This is a genomic window from Pseudomonas sp. GW821-FHT09C10, from assembly GCF_059418085.1.
The window spans coordinates 196446-215527 of sequence record NZ_JBWKPE010000012.1; the positions used below are offsets into that span (position 1 = coordinate 196446).

Genomic DNA, 19082 nt, shown 5'->3' on the forward strand with positions numbered 1-19082 from the left:
CTCCCACATTTGATCCTGCGCTGATCGTCAGAGTGCGATCGGTTTACGACCGGCGAACGAATGCGCCAACGTGCCGCCGTCCACCAACTCCAATTCGCCACCCAGCGGCACGCCATGGGCGATGCGCGAAGTGACCAGGCCTTTGTTGCTCAGCAGTTGGGCGATGTAATGCGCGGTGGCTTCACCTTCCACGGTCGGGTTGGTGGCCAGGATCACCTCGGTAAAGGTGCCCTGCTCCTCGATACGCGCCACCAGCTGCGGAATGCCGATGGCCTCCGGCCCCAGGCCATCGAGCGGCGAGAGATGGCCCTTGAGCACGAAGTAGCGTCCGCGATAACCGGTCTGCTCCACCGCGTAAACATCCATCGGCCCTTCCACCACGCACAGCAGCGTGTCGTCGCGGCGCGGGTCGGCGCATTGCGGGCAGAGTTCTTCTTCGGTAAGGGTACGGCACTGGCGGCAGTGGCCCACCCCGGTCATGGCCTGGCTCAGGGCCTGGGCCAACCGGGTACCGCCGCTGCGATCCCGCTCCAGCAGTTGCAGCGCCATGCGTTGGGCGGTTTTCTGGCCGACACCCGGCAACGTGCGCAGGGCGTCGATCAGTTGGCGAATCAGGGGGCTGAAGCTCATGGGCGAGTGGTCCGACAAAACAACGAGACGCGGTTTATACCCGCGCCTCGGATTAGCGTCAAATGCTCAATCCTGCGCGACCCGTACCACCAACTTGCCGAAGTTGCGCCCTTCCAGCAAACCGATAAAGGCTTCGGGCGCCTGCTCCAGGCCCTCGACCACGTCTTCGCGGAACTTGATCTTGCCGTCGCGTACCCACGGTGCCATGGCGCTGAGGAACTCCGGCTGGCGATCACCATAGTCGTCAAACACGATAAAGCCCTGGATCCGTACACGCTTGGTCAACAACGTGCGTTGCAGCGCCGGCAAACGGTCAGGCCCGCTGGGCGCTTCATGGGCGTTATAGCCGGCGATCAACCCGCACAGGGGGATGCGCGCCTTAGGGTTGAGCAACGGCAGCACGGCGTCGAACACCTTGCCACCGACGTTTTCGAAATAAATGTCCACGCCCTTGAAGCAGGCCTGGGCCAAGTCGTCGGCAAACGTTGCGCTCTTGTGGTCGATGCAGGCATCAAAACCCAATTCGTCCACCACGTAGCGGCACTTCTCGGCACCGCCTGCAATACCGACCACACGCAGGCCCTTGAGCTTGGCCACCTGGCCGACCACCGAACCCACCGCGCCGGAGGCAGCCGCCACCACCAGGGTTTCTCCGGCTTTCGGCTGGCCGATGTCCATCAGGCCCATGTAGGCGGTCATGCCCGGCATGCCCAGCACCCCCAGGGCCATGGACGGGCTGGCCAGGCCATTGGGCACCGGGATCAGGTTGCGGCCGTCGGAAATGCTGTGGCTCTGCCAACCGGTGGCGCCGACGACCAGATCACCCACCTCGAATTTCGGATTACGCGATTGCTCGACACGGCTGACAGCCCCGCCGGTCATCACCTCGTCGATTTCCACCGGTGCGGCGTAGGACGGTGCGTCGCTCATGCGCCCGCGCATATAAGGGTCGAGGGAAAGGTAGAGCGTTTTCAGCAGGACCTGGCCGTCTGCCAACTCCGGCAAGGTCACCCGTTCCAGGCGGAAGTTTTCCGGCGTGGGTGCGCCTTGAGGGCGTGAGACCAGGACAATGCGCTGGTTCAAAGTCGGTTCGTGAGGCATGAAGGGCTCCTTGATCGAATCTATCGGTATAGGGTGCAGACCATGGGTGCCGCGCCAGGGTTCGATTGGATTGGCACAAACAAAAATGCCAGGCACGAGGCCTGGCATTGGAGTCTAGCTAAAGCCTGGCGATCAGAACGGCAGCTTCATGCCCGGTGGCAGTTGCATGCCGGCGGTCACGCCGGACATTTTGTCCTGGCTGTTGGCTTCGATCTTGCGCACGGCGTCGTTGACGGCCGCGGCGAACAGCGCCTCGAGCATTTCCAGGTCATCTTCGCCCACGCCTGGCAATACGCTTGGGTCGATGCTCACGCGCTTGATGTCGTGACGACCGGTCATCACCACACTGACCATATCGCCACCGGCTTTACCGGTGACTTCGGCGTTGGCCAGCTCTTCCTGCATCTTGGCCATCTTTTCCTGCATCTGCTGCGCCTGCTTCATCAGGCCGGCCATGCCACCTTTCATCATGGGAATCACCTCAAAAGTACGTGGATCAATGAATAGCCCGGTGTCAGGACGCCTGGGGCACCGGGGCTTCGACAGGTTCAATTGTATCTTGGCGAACGACCGCACCGAACTGCTGCATCATTTGCTGGATGAGCGGATCGCCGTGGATCGAGTCCTCAGCCTCCCGCTGGCGGTTGATACGCCGGCGGGTCGCGGCCTGGGCAGGGGTTTCCTGCTCGGGCTTGATCAACTCGATGGCGATGGTCAGCGTGCGCCCATGGTACTGGTTCAGGGCGTCATTGAGGCGCCGCTGCTGGGTCGCGTTGAACAGCGCACTGTGGGCCGGGTCCAGGTGCAACAGCCAGTGGTCGCCGTCGATGGCGATCAGGGTGCAGTTGGCGGCGATGCTGCCGGTCATGCCGGAAATCGGCAGTTTCGGGAACAGCTCCAGCCATTGCAGGGCCAGGCCGGTGGCCGGTGCCGCAGCAGGCTCCGCCTCGGGTTCCGGGGCCGGCCCGGCGGTGTGCTCGCTGGCCAGATCGTCCAGGTAGCTGTAGGCCGAATCCATGTCCGGCTCGATGTAGTCTTCGTCCAGCGGCGGTTCGTCGTCGAGGTCGATGCCCGGGGTTGCGGCTTCGACCTGGGCCACAGTCGGCTCGGGAACCGGGGCCGACACCCACTCGGGGGCGGCCGGTACCACGCTGTCCGGCGTCGGCGCAGGCATCGGCGTCAGCTCAGGCTGCTCACCGACGGTTTCCAGGACGGGCTCGACATAGGGCTGCTGTTCGACCTCGACCTCAGCGTCTACCGGCTCATTCCAGGGCAGGTCGACCACAGGCTCGGGCTCGACAACCGGTTCCGGCTCAACCACCGCTGCCGCCACCACCGCTGCCGGCTCAGGCACCGGTGCGACGGGGGCAGCAACCACTGGCGCGACCACCGCCGCGCCAGCCACTGGTTTGGCGGAATCAACTGTGGCCTGGCTGATCCCCACTGGCTTTAGCGGCTGTCTCGGTGCGTCCGCCGAATCGGCAGGCCGGAAGGCCAGCATCCGCAGCAGGACCATCTCGAAGCCTCCGCGCGGGTCGGGTGCCAAAGGCAAGTCGCGACGACCGATCAGGCCCATCTGGTAGTAGAACTGCACGTCTTCGGCCGGCAACGCCTGGGCCAGTGCCAACACGCGGTCGCGGTCGCCATGGCCGTTGTCGACACCTTCCGGCAACGCCTGGGCGATGGCGACGCGGTGCAGCACATTGAGGATTTCCGAGAGCACGCCGTTCCAGTCCGGGCCTTGCTCCGAGAGGTGGCGCACGGCTTCGAGCAACGCTTTGGCATCGCCCTCGATCAGCGCGTGCAGCACGTCGAACACCTGGCCGTGGTCCAGGGTGCCGAGCATGGCGCGCACATCGGCGGCCATGACCTTGCCTTCACCAAAGGCAATGGCCTGGTCGGTGAGGCTCATGGCATCGCGCATCGAGCCATCGGCGGCGCGGCCAAGCAGCCACAGTGCGTCGTCTTCGAACGGTACGTTCTCGACGCCCAGCACGTGGGTCAAATGCTCCACCACGCGCTCGGGGGTCATGTTCTTCAGGGAGAACTGCAGGCACCGCGACAGGATCGTTGCAGGCAGTTTCTGCGGGTCGGTGGTGGCCAGGATGAATTTGACGTAGGGCGGCGGCTCTTCCAGGGTTTTCAACAAGGCGTTGAAGGAATGGCTGGAAAGCATGTGCACTTCGTCGATCAGGTAGACCTTGAAGCGGCCACGGCTGGGCGCGTATTGCACGTTATCGAGCAGTTCCCGGGTGTCTTCGACCTTGGTGCGGCTCGCGGCGTCGATCTCGATCAGGTCGACGAAACGCCCTTCGTCGATCTCACGGCATACCGAGCAGGTGCCGCAGGGCGTCGAGGTGATACCGGTTTCACAGTTCAGGCATTTGGCGATGATGCGCGCAATGGTGGTCTTGCCCACTCCCCGGGTACCGGTGAACAGGTAGGCGTGGTGCAGCCGCTGGCTGTCCAAGGCATTGATCAGAGCCTTGAGCACATGGGTCTGGCCGACCATTTCGCGGAACGAGCGCGGACGCCATTTACGTGCAAGAACCTGATAACTCATCGAAAACCGTCGCAACTGGGAAGCGGAAGCGGGTAATGCTAGCGGAGCAAGGGGGAAATTGCATCCGGCACGCTCGCCTAATCTGACTAAGCTCTGCTGACTGGCCCCGAAAAGGCCTGAACCCGGAGAGTGTATGCGCGTAGTCCTGGGCGCTTTATGGATGATGACCACGGCTTGCCTGGCGGCGCCTGCACCGCTGCGTTTCTCGGTTTCCGACAGTTGGGCGATGCCTATGGTGCAGGTGGAGAACGGCCGGCCTACACAGGGTATTTTGTATGATTTGATGTTGAGCCTGGCCACCCAGGTTGGCCAGCCGGCGGAATTCCACGTGCTGGCCCGCGCCCGTATCGCCACAGCCATGGGCCACGGGGATATTGATGTGCGCTGTTATGTCACCCAGGCGTGGGTCGACAACCTGTCCGGCGACTACATCTGGAGCTTGCCTTTAATGGTGCAGCGCAATGTGCTGGTCAGTGTGCGCAACCAGCCGGTGCAGGTGCTCAAGCTGACACCCCAGCCGATCGGCACGGTGCTCAACTATCGCTATGGCGCCCTCGATCCACTGTTTGCCAACGGCCAACTCACCCGCGACGATGCACGCAGCGAAGAACAGGTGCTGCACAAGCTGGTGGCGGGGCGATTCAACTACGCGGTGAGTAACGAATGGATCGTCGACCGTTTCAACCAGAAAATGCCAATCAGCCAGCGCTTGCACAAAGTTGCGGTAATTGAGGAGCAAAACCTCGGTTGCATCGTGCGCAACGATCCCGACGTGCCGGCCCAAAAGATCCTGCGCACTTTGCTGCGGATGAAAATGTCCGGCGAAATCGACGACATCATCAAGCTATACACTGGCGAAGACCCGGTGCCCCTGCACGCTCCTGACAAAAACTGACAGGCACTCCTTATAGACTCGGCTCCACACCACGCCCGTTCTCAAGGAACCCACATGAACACCCTCGCCCATTACTTCCTGCTGTACGTCGACAGCCCAGCCACCAGTGCCAATTTCTATAGCCGCCTGCTGGGCAAGCCGCCGGTCGAATTGAACCCGACCTTTGCCCTGTTCATTCTGGACAACGGGGTAAAACTCGGGCTGTGGTCGCGTCATACCGTCGAGCCGGCAGCCCGGTTCACAGGCGGTGGCGGTGAAGTGGGCTTCTCGCTGCCCGACACGACCGCCGTGGACGCGTTGCACGACCAATGGGCAGAACGGGGTGCCATCATTGTCCAGTCACCGACGGCCCTGGATTTCGGCTACACCTTTGTCGCCCAGGACCTCGATGGCCACCGCTTGCGCGCGTTTTGCCTGAACGACTGACCGCCAGCGCCCTTCCAGGCTGATGGCCGCCACGCTGGTCAGCACGATCACAGCGCCCAGCATCACCTGCACGGCAATGTGTTCGCCCAGCAACGTCGCGGCCATCACCATTGCCACCGGCGGGATCAGGTACATCGCCACCGACGCGCGACTGACCTCCACATGCTTCAACACATACCCCCAGGCCAGATACGCCAAGGCGCTGGGGAAAATCCCGAGCACCAGCACAGCCACGTTCTCCGCCAACGGCGCCTGCACCACTGCAGCCGGCAGGCCCGGCAGGTTCACACACAGCATCAGGGTGCCCGCCCACACCATGTAGCACGCCATGGTCAGCGGACTGTAGCGGTGGGCATAGTGTTTCTGCAGGGCGAAGTACACGCTCCACGACACCGCCGCCAGCAGGATCAACAAACCACGCGGGTCGATCTCACCCAGCCCCTGATCCCCCCAGATCACCACCAGCACGCCGAGCAGCCCCAGCAAGACGCAGCCCCAGCGCCAGGCACTGACCCGCTCGTTCAGGCAGAAAAACGCGATCAGCACACTGAACAACGGCGCCGACTGCGCCAGGACGCTGGACGCCGCCGCCGTCACCCATTGCTGCCCATAGTTGAGACTGGTGTGATGCAGGAACACGCCGAAGAACCCCAGCACCAGCAACCACGGAACATCCCGCAGGCGCGGCCGGCCGATGCCCATCACCAGTGCCACACCGCCCATGAACAGCGAGGCAATCAAAAACCTTAATAACGCCAATTGGCCCGGACTGTAGCTGTGCAGCCCCATGTGCACGCCAATCGGCGAATAGGCCCAACACAGGATGACGCTGGCGATGACTAGCGTAAGCTTTACGGGTGAAGGGGTATTCATCGACGGCGTCCAGAAACCGGGAAGGAGTGCCGTCAGTCTTGGCCCGGGCAAGGCGCAGGACAATTAACCGTTTCTGACTTCTGCAATCACTGGAACTGAGCAATGGAACTGGCCCAACTGAAAATGGTGCGAGCCGTGGCACAAACCGGCAGCGTGGCCCAGGCGGCCGTGCTGCTGCATTGCGTGCCGTCCAACATCACCACGCGCATCAAGCAGCTGGAAGGCGAGCTGGGCACACCGCTATTCATCCGCGCCGGGCGTGGACTGGCCATCAGTGCCGCCGGTGAGATTTTCCTGGATTACTGCGAGCGCATCCTGGCGCTGGTGGATGAGTCCAAACGCGCCGTGGACGCCAATGCGATTCCCCGTGGCACCTTGCGTATCGGCGCGGTGGAGTCCAGCGCCAGCGGGCGTTTGCCGCCCCTGCTGGCGGAGTATCACCGGCGCTACCCCGATGTCAGCCTGGAACTGGTGACCGGCGCCTGGGGCCCGTTGCTCGACGACCTGCAACACCACCGCCTGGATGTGGCGCTGGTGGCCGCCGGCAACACACGCACCAAGCTCGAACACAGCGTGGTCTACAGCGAGCGCCTGGTGCTGATCGCCAGCGTGTCCAGCGACCCCATCAGTGGCGCCGAGGACCTCGCCGGCCGCACCCTGCTGGTATGGCCACCCGGCTGCCCCTATCGCGCAGCCCTGGAAAACTGGGTCAAGCCCCATGACTTCAAGCCGACTATCGCCAGTTATGCCAGCTGGGGCACGATCATCGGCTGCGTCAGCGCGGGGATTGGCGTGGCGTTGGCGCCGGAGGGGATCCTGGCCCGCTATGAGCAGGCCAATCAGCTGGCGTCCTATCGATTTGAAGAGCTGGCGGCCGTGGATAACCTGCTGTTCTGGCACAAGGACACCCAGCGGCATCTGGCCCGGGATGCGTTTGCCGAGCTGTTGCGCGAAACTTTTGGCTGACACATAAAAAAGGTGGAACGGACTTGCGCCCTCCCACCTTTCGATTTCAAACATCTGCGCAATCAGCTTTCCGGAGCGGTCAACCGTGTGTATTGATCCTGGCTGATCCAGCCACTGAACGAGCGGTCGTCGGCATTGATGAACTCGACCTGGGCCCAACCGTCCTTGAAGGCCAGCACACCGACCACATCGCGTTTGACGATATACGGACGCTTGGCGGCCTTGGCGCCTGGGGCCTTGAGCAGGTAAGCCTTGTCGGCAGACACCGTCACCAGGCCGATCCATTGTTTGCTGGCGGTCTGGGTCAGGTCCAGGCCGGTGGCAATCTCCGGCATCAGCACATTCAGGCAGCCGGGGTGCTGGCGGCCCTCTTCCACCGTCAGGGTCACGCCATCGGACGAAGGCGCCAGGCTGCCGGGATGAGCCTCGTCAAGCCACGTGGTGAGCGCCTCAGGCTTGCCTTGCAGGTAAAACGCGCAACGGCGGGTGACGCCCTCGCCCATGGCTTCCGAATAGAACCCTTCGACCTGATGCTCCGGCGTCACCGCCAGCATCAGCCCTTCGTACTTGCCCGAATGCAACGCGGCCGAACCGGCCAAGGCAGGGCCCACGGCGCACAACGACAACACACCTATCGCTAGAAAACGGATCATCCTATTTTTTCCCTTCAAGTTTTTCGTAGGCTTTTTGCATAAGGACGTCGTAGTTGCCGTAGTCCTCGCCGTTATAGTTACGTGCCATGCCGGTAAAATCCTTGGCTTTCATGGCCTTCATCAATGCCGGGCTCTTGCTGCAAAAACCGAGGAAGGCTTTTAGTTGGTTGCCGGCATTTACCTTTAATGCTGCAGCGAACTCAAACACCGTCTTGTAACCGCACGACGCGTAGTTGAAGCCCATGATCTGGAACATGCCCCACGACGCCGACATGAGGGCCGCTTCCTGGTCCAGGCCAAATGCGGTGGCCATGGTTTCCCAAGCCTTGGCCTGGTCCTTGTTATTGGCCTGCCACTGCGGCCCGGCCTTTTTCTTGTAGGGGTAGGACAGCAGCGGGTGAGCCTGGTCGTAGATGTGCTTGGTGTACTTGCGAAACAAGTGCCCTTCAAACGCGATCACCGGCAACTTGGCCGGCCCGAACCCGGAACGCCCACCTGATTCCACGGTGGCGAAGGCCTTGATGATATTCACCGAAATACCGCTGCCCAATTGCGTGGCGGCGTTCTGGAAGTCCGTTTCGCTGAGGGTCATGCCCCCGTCGCACGTGGCCTGGAGCATCAATTGCCGGTTACGCCGCTCGGCCTCGATCATCGCGCGCATGCGGTCCAGGTACACATTGACCGTGGCCTGCACCGCATCGCCCTGGTTGTTGCCGAATGCATTGAGAAAACTCGGGATGCGCATCGTCGGGAAGGCCTTCACCGGCACCTTCACCGCTTCTTCGATCAGGCTGTTGAACGTACGACCGGTGGGATCGACCACGCCATCGGGATGGGCATACTTGAGGTGGCGAAACTGGTATTGGCTGATGCACTGCACCAACTGGCCATCGCACTTGCCGTTTTCGGCCAGCGGGAAACCCATCTTGGGAATGATCAGATTGAATAAATACTGGATGCACTGCACATCGGCGGGCAAGTTGCGGGCTTTACCCGGCGCACCTACCGAAGCACTGATAAGACGGGGTAACCCTTGCAGGCTTTTCATCACAGACATCCTTGTTAGTTAAAGAAGTGATGGCACTTCAATATCAATTCGGCGCCCTCGTCATACTCTGTAACAAGTGGCCGGCGGAAACTAACAAGGCAGTTTGGGGTTGTCCAGAGGGGTGTTGGAAAGTTGTGAAACAACCATCATCGACCGCGCAATAAAACATCGGCAGTTGACTGAAAACAGGTCATTTGAATTTGAATCGAAGGGGGACTGCAAGGAAGAGCGTTATGGAGGCAACCCCACCAGCCACACCCCGGCACACAATGTTCCCGCTGTGGCTGCTGCCTTCCGGCTCTGACCAGGTTCACGGGTAATCGTTGCGGGGGGACCGATGGGGTCACCATAACGACGCTGGCCTCTCGGCAAGCGGGGCCATTCAAATCAAAGACGAAAGCTCTCTCAAATTCGGTTCTTCACGTCACGCTGGCGGATGTGAATTTGGCGGCATTGTACGGCGAAGACGGGCAGGTCTGGCAAGGTATTTGTACCACCAGCTTGCCCCCCTTTTGTACCACCCGTGCAGTACAGATTAAGAATGCACGGGAGGCATCAGCCTTAGTCGAGATTTTCTCTGAGCAGTCAACACATGGAGCTCAAACACTCGAAGGAATATCCCTCCACCCCTTATGAAAAAATAACTTCCAGATTTTCTCTCGACCAAATTCTTTTCGCCAAGGCCTCATAAAACTCGTTTCGTGCGGCCAATGAGGCTGCATCAGCATGCATCATCGCATTGTAAATTATACCTGACTCAGCAGAAAACTTAGTCCAGTTAGGCTGATTTAGAAAGAAGCTTTCAGTTAAGGTCTGCGCCAATACGTTCTCCCCTGCATACCGTTGAAGTTTAGCGCTGTAAGCCATATCCCTCATAGAGCGGTTCCTACTTCTAGGAAGTAAAATCAACCCAGCAATGTTATTTCTACTCGCTACAAAATCATTGTTATTAGAATATGCAACGCCACCCGAATTAAGAACATCAGTATTGGTTGCTGCGAAATCATGAGAAATCAAGTGTTCAATATCAAACGTTCTAGAATCTCTAGTCCGGCTTGCATAGTCTGCAAAGCCTACTCGGTTCGTCATATCGAGAGAGACCTCAAGGTGATCTGACATCCTCCCTAAAATATGCAGCAAATCTTGACGCTTCATATTCGTATAAGAGCAATTCTTGATATTCTCAATCTTGTCTCGATCCGCATCAATCCGACCTAACAACTTAGTCTTTAGACTGGCAAGATCTAAATCCCTCAACTCCTTCGTGAGCTCAAAGATAATATCTCTAATGTTATCATAAGTATTTTCCTTACCATTTATCGCGCGAGCCGTCGCCAAATGATCTAAATAATAAGAAATCGACTTAATCTTTTTTGTGGCTTCTGATGTTGTATCTGTAGCCTTAACCGCACTAAGAATAACCATCGACTGCAACGTAAGGTCTCGAGCACCATTAAAAAAAGCATGAGGAAAATTAGCTTGAAAGCTCTGCTCGCTTTTTTTGATTTTGCAATACAAATCAACATAGTAAGGCAACGCGCCTGTCAACAGGTTAGAGAAGTCGTCACTTGTCTTCAACCCTACTGAATCTTTGTTGTCCATAACCCAGCGGTGGTAACTGTCGCCAACCACCTCGAAGTCTCCAGGCGCATCACCCCGCTTCTTTCCTCGACTTGTATTAGCATATTTTGACCTTATCCAAGTCTTGAAAAAATTAGAGTCCTCGTCACTCCCCAAAGACTTTAACTTATTTATACATTCATTCCAGGACGCATGCGCAGTTTTATTCTCGCTATCGGTCGAGATACTGGAAAGCAAAAACCCTTTCAACAAATCTATGGGTCCTAGCTTCAACCCCCTATCGTTCATCGTAACAAAAACCTTGTGACCATCCTGCTCACGAGGCACGCCAATCTCGAACATGCACACACACTCAGTGATGAAGTCAAAAAGGTGCGGCACTAGATTTTCAGACGTAACATCAGCGGCCAACGCACCTTCGATTTGCTGATAAAGCTCCCAAATCCTGATTGTCCCCGAATCTTTATTAGGAATACTTTCAACAACTGAAATTAGATCAGCCTCGTCGTCGGGGCCATCAATTAGCGCATCAAACAATGCGTGCCGAGAAGGATCCATATCAAGATTATATTCACTTTGCCCAGCCACTTGACGCCTTATGGCTTGCTCCACGGGAGATATATTGAGCGCAGGATGCTTTTTCCTTAGTCTATGAATGTAAGCAAAGAGCAATGTCAGAGTCGTCACCCGTTGCTGGCCGTCTACAATAGCCTTTCCGCCCTGACCTACCTGCGTCGTTATTATCGTACCCAGAAAATAGGAGTCGTAGCCTAAAACATCTTTCCTGCCATGCGCTGGCTTCCAACAAGCCAAAAATGCTTCTTGAATGTCGGATAGCAATTCATGAAGATGCTTTGACTCCCACTTATAATCGCGCTGATACGTCGGCAGCACAAACTTTTGCTGCAAGCATGTATTTACAGTTTTTCTATCAAACGTTATTTGCATATAAAATTCAAGTCCTTGTGAAAGCATGCGAAGAAATGAAAACCCAGCCTTACGCCCCCGTGAAACCCGCAGACCGAAACGCCTAAGCTCATGCCCATTACGCTACCAACGTTAGAGGCAAAATGCCATCCATCCTTTGAAGATGCGACCAGCTGACCATTGCTGTAGGGCTTATCACTAGACAAAAAGAGCATGGCCGAGAATCGTGAGCTGCTTACTGCTTTATTCCGATAAAGTATATGAAACACACCGATTAGGTAGAAGACATGCGCGCGACTTAGGTTAACTCAGCCTTACTCACTGCATGATGTAGAGTATTTTCTACCGAAAAATCTGTCCCCCTTTTAGCAATATAGGCACCGGAGTTTTCCCCCCTCCCCCCCCCCTTTCCTCACATCTTCGAACTAGGGGGCGGATACGGCGCAACGCGAACGTCATAGCCTGTGACTAGATCAGTCGCTTTGGTAACAGAGATACATCCAAGATAGACGCCATCAAAATCTGGGCTGCTAGTAAGTCGTCGTGCCGCTTGCCATGAATCAATGCTCGTGTCCGCCCCCCCCCCCCCGTTTTCTAGTCAATGCATAGCTCAGTAAGTACACCTTATGAGCCAGCCTCGCCGGCCATGTCCGTGGGTGGAGGAATGCGGCCTGCAGGATGGATCACAAGTGTTGACTTGATATGAGCTAGCCTGTAGCTTTATGATCCTACATTGTGAACCAGGAGCTTCGACCGTGACCGCCATCATCGCCTACACCCGCGTCAGCACCGACGGCCAGTCCATCGAGTCGCAGCGCCACGCCATCGGCCACCGTTTCAACGTATCGGAAGATGGCTGGTTCACAGACGAAGCCACCAGCGGAACGACCAAGGCGATGCAGCGGAAGGGGTTCGCAGCCCTCTTCAGCTATGCCAGGAAAGGGGACACCGTTGTCGTCGCCGCCATCGACCGACTGGGCCGTAATACCATCGACGTCCTAGAGAGTGTTGAATCACTGAAAGCAAAGGGAGTCACTGTCGTGTCGATGCGCGAGGGCTTCGACCTGTCCACCCCCACGGGGAAACTCATGCTGACACTATTGGCCGGTGTCGCGGAGCTGGAGCGGGAGAACATTAAGGCGCGGCAGATGGCGGGAATCAACAAGGCCAAGGCCGACGGTCGCAAGCTGGGCCCTCCCAAGCAGCACGACGATGCCGCTATTGCCGCGTGGAGGAAGGAGACCAGCTCCAGCATCAAAGCCACTGCTGACCACTGGGGAGTGTCGACGGCCACCGTGAAGCGGGCCTGCAAGGCTAGCTTGTCTTCCGATTGAATCGCATCCGGCGACCTCTGCGGGCGACATGGCGTGTGTTCAGTGGGAGGGGGGATGCTTCAACTATCACGCCAGCAATTCTGGCGCCTTCATACAGCGAAGCATTGAGGCGGTCTAAACGTTTTGTATTGCTGGGTATCTACGCCGTTGTAGGTCGAATGACTATTGCAGACTTTGTCCATGCAATAAGCCATGGCCTAAGAACTTTGTGGCAAATAGCCACAAACAGGTCCGGTTCCGGGTCTCAAAGATGGTAGCTAAGGCCCGCAGCTACTGGGCTACAGGGCATAGAGTCAACGTTATCACACTTCCCAACCAGACTGTTTTGAACCTGTCAGCGCTGCTAAAAAGTGGGCTCCAATTACCTGGAGTCACCTACGAAATGACGAAGAAAAAGAAGTCGAGAAGCAAGCGCACAATCAAGGCTCAGGCTAGGTTCAGACCCGATAAGGCGCTGGTGAAGACGGGTATCTACGCTGTAGAGGAACCCAAGTCACAGAAGAAAGAAGCCGAAGAGGCAGAGCGGCTGAACGCCATTGAAACTAAGGCGTCTCGGATTGCCATGGAGAAAGGGAAAAAAATGGCCAAGATCGAGGCTTACGCAAAGGAACACCGCATCACTATCACCCAGGCCATGATCCACTTCATGTAGGCAAACGAAGCCCTGGGGAGGACAACCTGGCGCACTGCTGCCCCCTATACAGTCCGGAGGGGGGCTTATCACTAACTCCGGCCCCATAGCCCGTGTTGAGCCATCAGGTAGACGTACCGCCTCATGGTTCACATCAGGGCGAACCATCGCCTCTTTCCGAGCAATCCCGCTGAACAACCATTTCTCCAGCATCTGTAATGTGCCTGTAACCCTTGGCCCTGCTGGGCTTGAGGACTAAAAACATTAATTAGTGCCAGTCAGTAAGAAAGGCACCCGTCATCCCCCTTCAGACGGCACCCAGGGGAATTACTGCCAGTCTTTGTATAACCAGGCCGGCGTCCCGACCGGCGGCACCTCAATCCCACCTCCTACGACCCATCAACCCTGCCTGGCAAACCACGGCGGGGCTTTGGTGTTGCTATCACTGGACTTCAATCCCATGAAACAACCCATGCGCCTTGTGCGCCTCAATCTACACCTACGTGCAGACCACCTTGACCGCCTGACCCACCTTGCCCGCGCCATTAGTCGGCGCAAAGGACGCGACACACGAATTGCTGAAGCCCTGGAGCTGGCCATGGTCAGCGGCCTTACGTGGAACAACGCCGACATACTTGACCTTCTCCAGCCCGACTGGGAGGCACCTTACTGGCAAGCCCTCGGCCCTATCGTGCGGGCACGGTGAACCAGCCATGACTAATGGAAATAAGACCGCGACTCAAGGTGATAAAAAGCTCGACCCACGCCAAGTCCAAGAAATGTATCAACGGATGAAGGCTAACGCCGACCTGCTAATCAAGCAGCGCTTAGCAATCTACAAAGCCAAGGGGGACCGACCAGCCACATCAAAAAAAGAAGTGGTAAAGAAACCTGGCGAGCGACGGGGACGCCCCGCAAAACAGATCCAGAACCCCTTTAATGGAATACTTGGCCCCTACACCTTGTATGGCCGATACCCGTACTTTGCCCAGGAAATCATTGAGGGCATCGCTAGGCTTGACTGGCATGACCGCGCTACAGGCCAAGGAGGCTCATCCAAGCCTCTTTCCGTTAAAAGTCTGATGGTCGTTCTAGAAAGCCTTGAAACAATCACTTCAAACAATGTTGGTGATTTGCTTGGGATACAGGCTCGGCACGCTCAGCGTTATGTGAAAGCGGTCGAATTAGCATTGCCGTACCTCATGAAATCCAGACCGGCATCACTTGTCTACGAGATGGATCTTCCAACCGATGAGGTAGCGAATGCCGAGTACCGGAAAAAACTCCTCCAAACCCACCCGACAATTGACTGCCAAACAACTATGCCGACACGTGAAGAACTGACAATACTTCGACGCGCTCTTGGCGATGATGCCTTCGACCCTGGCTACTTAATTAACGCCGCATACTATAAGAGAGCCCCAGAAGACCCCTCCATGGTGCCTATTTCAGATGTAGTAACTCAACGAACTAACGATTCAGGGGCAGGCGTGGCACAGGCAGTAGCGTAGCTGCTGCATGGGACCGTAGAGCCGGACCAACAATAAAGGCCAGGTTAGAGGGCCATGCTTAGTAGTCATCCACCAAAGTTTTAATCAGGTTTCACCTTTACAGAAGCCAACAACGGATTATCCCCAACACCCTCCCTTGTTGTTGGTCGTCCTCGTTGGGCACCCGACAGCAGCTTCGCTACTGCCGGCTACCACGGCCGCCCTTGTGTCGATGCCCAATCATTGGCTCGGTCTGTTCGCCTTTATACATATGTGCAGAATTGGCCCGGTGCGTTTCTACCCTTCATTTAAAAACCCTCACTGGTAGACACAGAGCTATCTGGTCTGCCACTGCACACCCACTTTCAAAGGACATCAATCCATGACCACGTACATTGCTTACGTCGACGGCGCCTGCCCGAACAACGGTAAACCCAATGCCAAAGCAGGCTGGGGCGCCTACATCACCAACCCCGAAGGCAAGACAATGAAACTTGCCGCTCCGGTCCCCCGTGACCAGCCCCAGACCAACAACAGAGCCGAACTGCTGGCTGCCCTGGAGGCGCTGAAGCGGTGCAACAAGCCAATGCCTATCACGCTCTACAGCGACTCCCAGCTTGTGGTCAAAGGGGCAAACGAATGGCTGCCCAACTGGAAGGCCAAGGGTTGGAAGAATAGTAAGAAGAAGCCTGTTGAGCACCGTGACCTCTGGGAGCAGATCGACCAGCTCATAGAGCACCGGGAGGTGACTTTCGTTTGGGTCGAGGGGCACACCGGTAACCTGGGTAACGAGGAGGCCGACTCCCTGGCCTGCCGAGGAGCTAATGGCGAGTACCTTTATGAGCTGACCATGGCGAGCGAGGCGACGTAATCACCGATGGGGGAATGGGGCGTGTGCCCAGCCCCCTGTCGTTTTAGCTTGCGCTTCAGTGCAGGTCGGCGTCAGTGCCATCCCGAATGCGCTCCATGTATGCCTGCATGACGCTGGACTTTTTAGCCACGACCAGCTCCAACCGGGATGCTACTTCAGAGTCCCCAGCCTCCTTAGCCTTGTCGTAATCTTTCAAGGCTTCGCCGTATTCACGACACAGACGCTCCATCACTTCAAGGTAGGCGTCGGATCGCTCCTTATCATCGATTGCTCCCATAACCGCCTCCATTGCGTTCCGGTAATCCAGTGTAGCCAGCTATTCGCGCCACGATGTAACCACGACCAGGCTAACGCCAAGGTCGAGCAAGCCGAAGCCCTGGACACCCAGGCCGTGGCCCTCCGTGACGAAGCAAAAGCGGCAACGCAAGCGGCCCTGAACATTCGCGTCCTGGTCGGTGACGTCCAATGAGCCGGCGTCTTGAAAGCATCCTGGAGCTGTTCCAGGAACAACTGGAAGTCGAAGGCTATGACGCTGACGACATCGAGCAGGTTCACAAAAGCATTGCCCCGGACCTGCCCGTCACGACGGCCCTGGAGCTGATGATTTACATGCAGCAAATGACGCGCCGCCTTCACACCACCCGGCCGGTGCTGGAGTGCGCTGTATGAGCCCCCTTCAAAAGTTCGCCTTTGGCCCCTTAGACGTCCGCGTGGTCGAGCTGGAGGGTAGCCCCTGGTTTGTCGCCTCCGACGTCCGTCGCGCCCTGGGCATTGCTCAAGCGGGTACAAACTTCAGCTTCCTATCAGCCAACGAGATTCGCACCTTACCCAGGGGTTTAACCTCTGCCAAAGGCATGGGCACCGCGAAAATCCTTGCGGAGTCCGGCGTGTACAAGCTGGTCATGCGCTCCAACAAGCCCGAAGCCCGCGCCTTCCAGGATTGGGTGACACCTCCCAGCCATCCGCAAGGACGGCGCCTATGTCCTGGGCGAAGAAAAGGTTGCGACCGGCGAGCTGTCCGAAGATGAGCTGGTCACCGCCTTCCCTGCTACCATCGAACAACATGCACTGACCGGGGTTACACATGCACTACATCGACTACGCGAAGCTGGACGCCGATTTCAAGCAGTACGTCGAGCGCGCATACAGCGGGGAGGAAGTCGTCATCACTCGTGACGGAAAGCCGCTGGTGAAACTTGTCGCGCTCCAACCGGTGTTGCCACGCATTGGCGCCTTGAAAGGTCAATACACATTCGACGCCAGTGCATCCAACGCGATGGATAAAGAAATCGAAGACCTTTTTTATGTAGGCAATCCACTCACTGAAGGTACCACCGCCGCAGGACTTACACCGACGAAGTCAGGCGATGGCGACAAGGGTTCCTGACAGCACACTGGAACACCTGGACAGTATTCATCCAAGCCCCCTAGAAAGACTCAAGGGTGACCAGTTCCATTACGGGTGCCAGTACATCCGGCCTGAAGTCCTTTCCATAACGACCAAACGTGATGCCCCCCGTCTGATGCCCCAGTAGCCCACCGACAAGTGACTCCGCGACCCCCTTTTGTTTTAGGTGGTCAGCCAAGGTGTGGCGGAAGCTGTGAAAGTCCTTCTTGGCAGCGTCATCGCGGAAGCCCAACTGTTCACGCACCCGAGTAAACCACTTCGACGGCGCGGCACTGTAACCATGCTTCTTATGGCAAGTAAGCTCTGGGAATACACGCTCGCTCCCCGCCTCTTTCACCTTTGTCACGTACTCTAAGAAGCCCAATGCCAAGAGCCTGGAATGTAACGGTACAAGTCTTTCGGATGACGCCGTTTTGAGCTTCTGGTCGGGCCTTGTAGCTCGTATGTGAATGCAGGCGATACCGTCTATGGTCACCACGTCGTCAGTGTAAAGCTGGCACAGTTCGTTGAGCCTAGCCCCTGTGTAGAGCCCTAGGAGCGGAAGCCAGTATTGATTTGGCTTAGGGCCATGGGCTGGCGCATAGGTGGACTTGTTAAACAACGCCTCCAAGTCATCAGCACTGAAAGCGCTTCGTTCCTCGCTGACCTTGCGCCGAATACGCACACGCAGACCATCGAACGGATTGCGACTGCAATAGCCCTCCCTGACCGCATACGAAAAGAAGGTCGTAAGGTTCTTCACGTAGTTGTTGAACGTCGTAACGCTGATGGTCGTGGTCGCCTCCGCAACTGATTGCTCAAGGGGCTGGTCGGGCAACTGATGAAGTCGCGGCGGAAGCTTCAAAGCAGTCTCCCGGAACAGGTGTGCATCCTTCCGGGTTATCTGGTCGATGGGCATGTCGCCAATGATTCGGGTCAGCAGCACGGCGACCGCACGCTTGTCGTCCAGCGACTTCACCGCAACTCCCTCCCGGCGTTGCTGGACCAGTTGTTCATCCACCACAGCAAGGAAGCCAGGTGATTGCTGCACAGGCCCCTTTGCTATCACGGAAGGCGCGGCTGTGGGTGCATGTACGGCGACTGAGGGCGTTTCCCGTAAGACCTCAGGCGAAGGCATGGCGACGCCAAGCAACTGCTGCTGACGCAGCCACGACGCCCAACAAGCAAGGCGCTTCCCCCCAGCCTCCCAGGCACCGCGCAGAAGCTCAACACAGGGTCTATTCCCCTGGAACGCTTGCGTGAACAGACCTTGGACCTGGGCCAGAATGTCACGCCCACGAATCAGCGCCTCCCGCTTGCAACGAGTTTGCAGGGAGCGACGAATTTCTCTTTGGGGGAACAACGGGCGAATGACATCCGGCACCACGATTCGGAAGTAGTAGACCGAGTGGCGGGACAGCAAAAGGTAGGACGGGATGGTCGACACGGATGTATCACTCCTTGTACCACCGCGTGGTAAAGAGTGAAAAACCGTTAAGAATCAATTACTTGAGCGTTATGGAGGCAACCCCACCAGCCACACCCCGGCACACAATGTTCCCGCTGTGGCTGCTGCCTTCCGGCTCTGACCAGGTTCACGGGTAATCGTTGCGGGGGGACCGATGGGGTCACCATAACGACGCTGGCCTCTCGGCAAGCGGGGCCATTGTACCGATCTCATCGGAAGTTACAACCGTTGGCAACGG

The 19082-nt window shown here is 57.5% G+C and carries 20 protein-coding genes and 2 other RNA genes; 10 read left to right on the forward strand and 12 right to left on the reverse strand.

Going from position 1 to position 19082, the window contains the following annotated elements; all coding sequences use genetic code 11:
- Nucleotides 1-27: 27 nt before the first annotated feature.
- The 4 genes from recR to dnaX form a co-directional block, all read right to left on the reverse strand.
- A complete protein-coding gene (recR, locus tag AC07OT_RS22470; RefSeq protein WP_027603720.1) occupies nt 28-630 on the reverse strand; it encodes a recombination mediator RecR in 603 nt (200 codons plus the stop codon).
- 66 nt (nt 631-696) lie between these two features.
- Nucleotides 697-1731, reverse strand: a complete 1035-nt coding sequence (gene curA / locus AC07OT_RS22475) for an NADPH-dependent curcumin/dihydrocurcumin reductase (RefSeq protein WP_065924748.1) — start codon at nt 1729-1731, stop codon at nt 697-699.
- Nucleotides 1732-1863: 132 nt separating this feature from the next.
- Nucleotides 1864-2202: a YbaB/EbfC family nucleoid-associated protein gene (locus AC07OT_RS22480; protein WP_003193199.1), complete on the reverse strand. Its 339-nt coding sequence runs from the start codon at nt 2200-2202 to the stop codon at nt 1864-1866.
- Between the two features lie 43 nt (nt 2203-2245).
- Nucleotides 2246-4294, reverse strand: coding sequence for a DNA polymerase III subunit gamma/tau (gene dnaX, locus AC07OT_RS22485; protein ID WP_495109059.1), 2049 nt, complete (start codon nt 4292-4294; stop codon nt 2246-2248).
- Nucleotides 4295-4427: 133 nt separating this feature from the next.
- On the opposite strand from dnaX, the gene AC07OT_RS22490 reads away from it, so the two are divergent.
- Both AC07OT_RS22490 and AC07OT_RS22495 read left to right on the forward strand, forming a co-directional pair.
- A complete protein-coding gene (locus AC07OT_RS22490; RefSeq protein WP_495109060.1) occupies nt 4428-5189 on the forward strand; it encodes a substrate-binding periplasmic protein in 762 nt (253 codons plus the stop codon).
- A 54-nt stretch (nt 5190-5243) separates the two neighbouring features.
- Nucleotides 5244-5615 (forward strand): VOC family protein, encoded by a 372-nt coding sequence (locus AC07OT_RS22495; protein ID WP_495109061.1) that lies wholly within the window; start codon nt 5244-5246, stop codon nt 5613-5615.
- Here the strand turns inward: AC07OT_RS22495 and AC07OT_RS22500 are convergent.
- Nucleotides 5529-6488: a DMT family transporter gene (locus tag AC07OT_RS22500; RefSeq protein ID WP_495109062.1), complete on the reverse strand. Its 960-nt coding sequence runs from the start codon at nt 6486-6488 to the stop codon at nt 5529-5531. The two genes, AC07OT_RS22495 and AC07OT_RS22500, sit on opposite strands and share 87 nt — an antisense overlap.
- A 102-nt stretch (nt 6489-6590) precedes the next feature.
- Between AC07OT_RS22500 and AC07OT_RS22505 the strand changes: the two genes are divergently transcribed.
- Nucleotides 6591-7454: a LysR family transcriptional regulator gene (locus tag AC07OT_RS22505; RefSeq protein WP_495109063.1), complete on the forward strand. Its 864-nt coding sequence runs from the start codon at nt 6591-6593 to the stop codon at nt 7452-7454.
- A 62-nt stretch (nt 7455-7516) separates the two neighbouring features.
- Here the strand turns inward: AC07OT_RS22505 and AC07OT_RS22510 are convergent, their stop codons facing one another.
- The 4 genes from AC07OT_RS22510 to AC07OT_RS22525 form a co-directional block, all read right to left on the reverse strand.
- Nucleotides 7517-8107, reverse strand: a complete 591-nt coding sequence (locus AC07OT_RS22510; RefSeq protein ID WP_253491713.1) for a hypothetical protein — start codon at nt 8105-8107, stop codon at nt 7517-7519.
- A 1-nt stretch (nt 8108) separates the two neighbouring features.
- The gene (locus AC07OT_RS22515) at nt 8109-9155 is read right to left on the reverse strand and encodes an N-acetylmuramidase family protein (protein WP_495109064.1); all 1047 of its coding nucleotides are present in this window, start codon (nt 9153-9155) and stop codon (nt 8109-8111) included.
- Between the two features lie 243 nt (nt 9156-9398).
- An RNA gene (ffs, locus tag AC07OT_RS22520) (signal recognition particle sRNA small type) lies at nt 9399-9495 on the reverse strand.
- Between the two features lie 290 nt (nt 9496-9785).
- Nucleotides 9786-11684, reverse strand: a complete 1899-nt coding sequence (locus AC07OT_RS22525) for a DUF262 domain-containing protein (RefSeq protein ID WP_495109065.1) — start codon at nt 11682-11684, stop codon at nt 9786-9788.
- Nucleotides 11685-12418: 734 nt separating this feature from the next.
- On the opposite strand from AC07OT_RS22525, the gene AC07OT_RS22530 reads away from it, so the two are divergent.
- From AC07OT_RS22530 to AC07OT_RS22545, 4 genes are all read left to right on the forward strand, one after another.
- Nucleotides 12419-12997 carry a recombinase family protein gene (locus AC07OT_RS22530; protein WP_495109066.1) on the forward strand — a complete coding sequence of 193 codons (579 nt, stop codon included), beginning with the start codon at nt 12419-12421 and terminating at the stop codon, nt 12995-12997.
- Nucleotides 12998-13379: 382 nt separating this feature from the next.
- Nucleotides 13380-13649 (forward strand): hypothetical protein, encoded by a 270-nt coding sequence (locus AC07OT_RS22535; protein WP_281113920.1) that lies wholly within the window; start codon nt 13380-13382, stop codon nt 13647-13649.
- A 692-nt stretch (nt 13650-14341) separates the two neighbouring features.
- A complete protein-coding gene (locus AC07OT_RS22540) occupies nt 14342-15139 on the forward strand; it encodes a hypothetical protein (protein WP_495109067.1) in 798 nt (265 codons plus the stop codon).
- A gap of 361 nt (nt 15140-15500) precedes the next feature.
- Nucleotides 15501-15989, forward strand: a complete 489-nt coding sequence (locus AC07OT_RS22545) for a ribonuclease H family protein (protein WP_495109068.1) — start codon at nt 15501-15503, stop codon at nt 15987-15989.
- A 55-nt stretch (nt 15990-16044) separates the two neighbouring features.
- Here the strand turns inward: AC07OT_RS22545 and AC07OT_RS22550 are convergent, their stop codons facing one another.
- Complete coding sequence (locus AC07OT_RS22550; RefSeq protein ID WP_495109069.1) at nt 16045-16266, reverse strand: hypothetical protein; 222 nt, start codon at nt 16264-16266, stop codon at nt 16045-16047.
- Nucleotides 16267-16454: 188 nt separating this feature from the next.
- Between AC07OT_RS22550 and AC07OT_RS22555 the strand changes: the two genes are divergently transcribed.
- The 3 genes from AC07OT_RS22555 to AC07OT_RS22565 are packed head-to-tail and all read left to right on the forward strand — an operon-like array spanning nt 16455 to nt 17376.
- Nucleotides 16455-16658 (forward strand): hypothetical protein, encoded by a 204-nt coding sequence (locus AC07OT_RS22555; protein ID WP_495109070.1) that lies wholly within the window; start codon nt 16455-16457, stop codon nt 16656-16658.
- Nucleotides 16655-17017, forward strand: a complete 363-nt coding sequence (locus tag AC07OT_RS22560; protein ID WP_495109071.1) for a BRO-N domain-containing protein — start codon at nt 16655-16657, stop codon at nt 17015-17017. Before AC07OT_RS22555 ends, AC07OT_RS22560 begins: the two co-directional genes overlap by 4 nt.
- Nucleotides 17018-17073: 56 nt before the next feature.
- Nucleotides 17074-17376, forward strand: a complete 303-nt coding sequence (locus tag AC07OT_RS22565) for a type II toxin-antitoxin system Phd/YefM family antitoxin (protein WP_495109072.1) — start codon at nt 17074-17076, stop codon at nt 17374-17376.
- Between the two features lie 40 nt (nt 17377-17416).
- Here the strand turns inward: AC07OT_RS22565 and AC07OT_RS22570 are convergent, their stop codons facing one another.
- The gene (locus tag AC07OT_RS22570; RefSeq protein WP_495109073.1) at nt 17417-18823 is read right to left on the reverse strand and encodes a tyrosine-type recombinase/integrase; all 1407 of its coding nucleotides are present in this window, start codon (nt 18821-18823) and stop codon (nt 17417-17419) included.
- An 81-nt stretch (nt 18824-18904) separates the two neighbouring features.
- An RNA gene (gene ffs / locus AC07OT_RS22575) (signal recognition particle sRNA small type) lies at nt 18905-19001 on the reverse strand.
- Nucleotides 19002-19082: the final 81 nt, after the last annotated feature.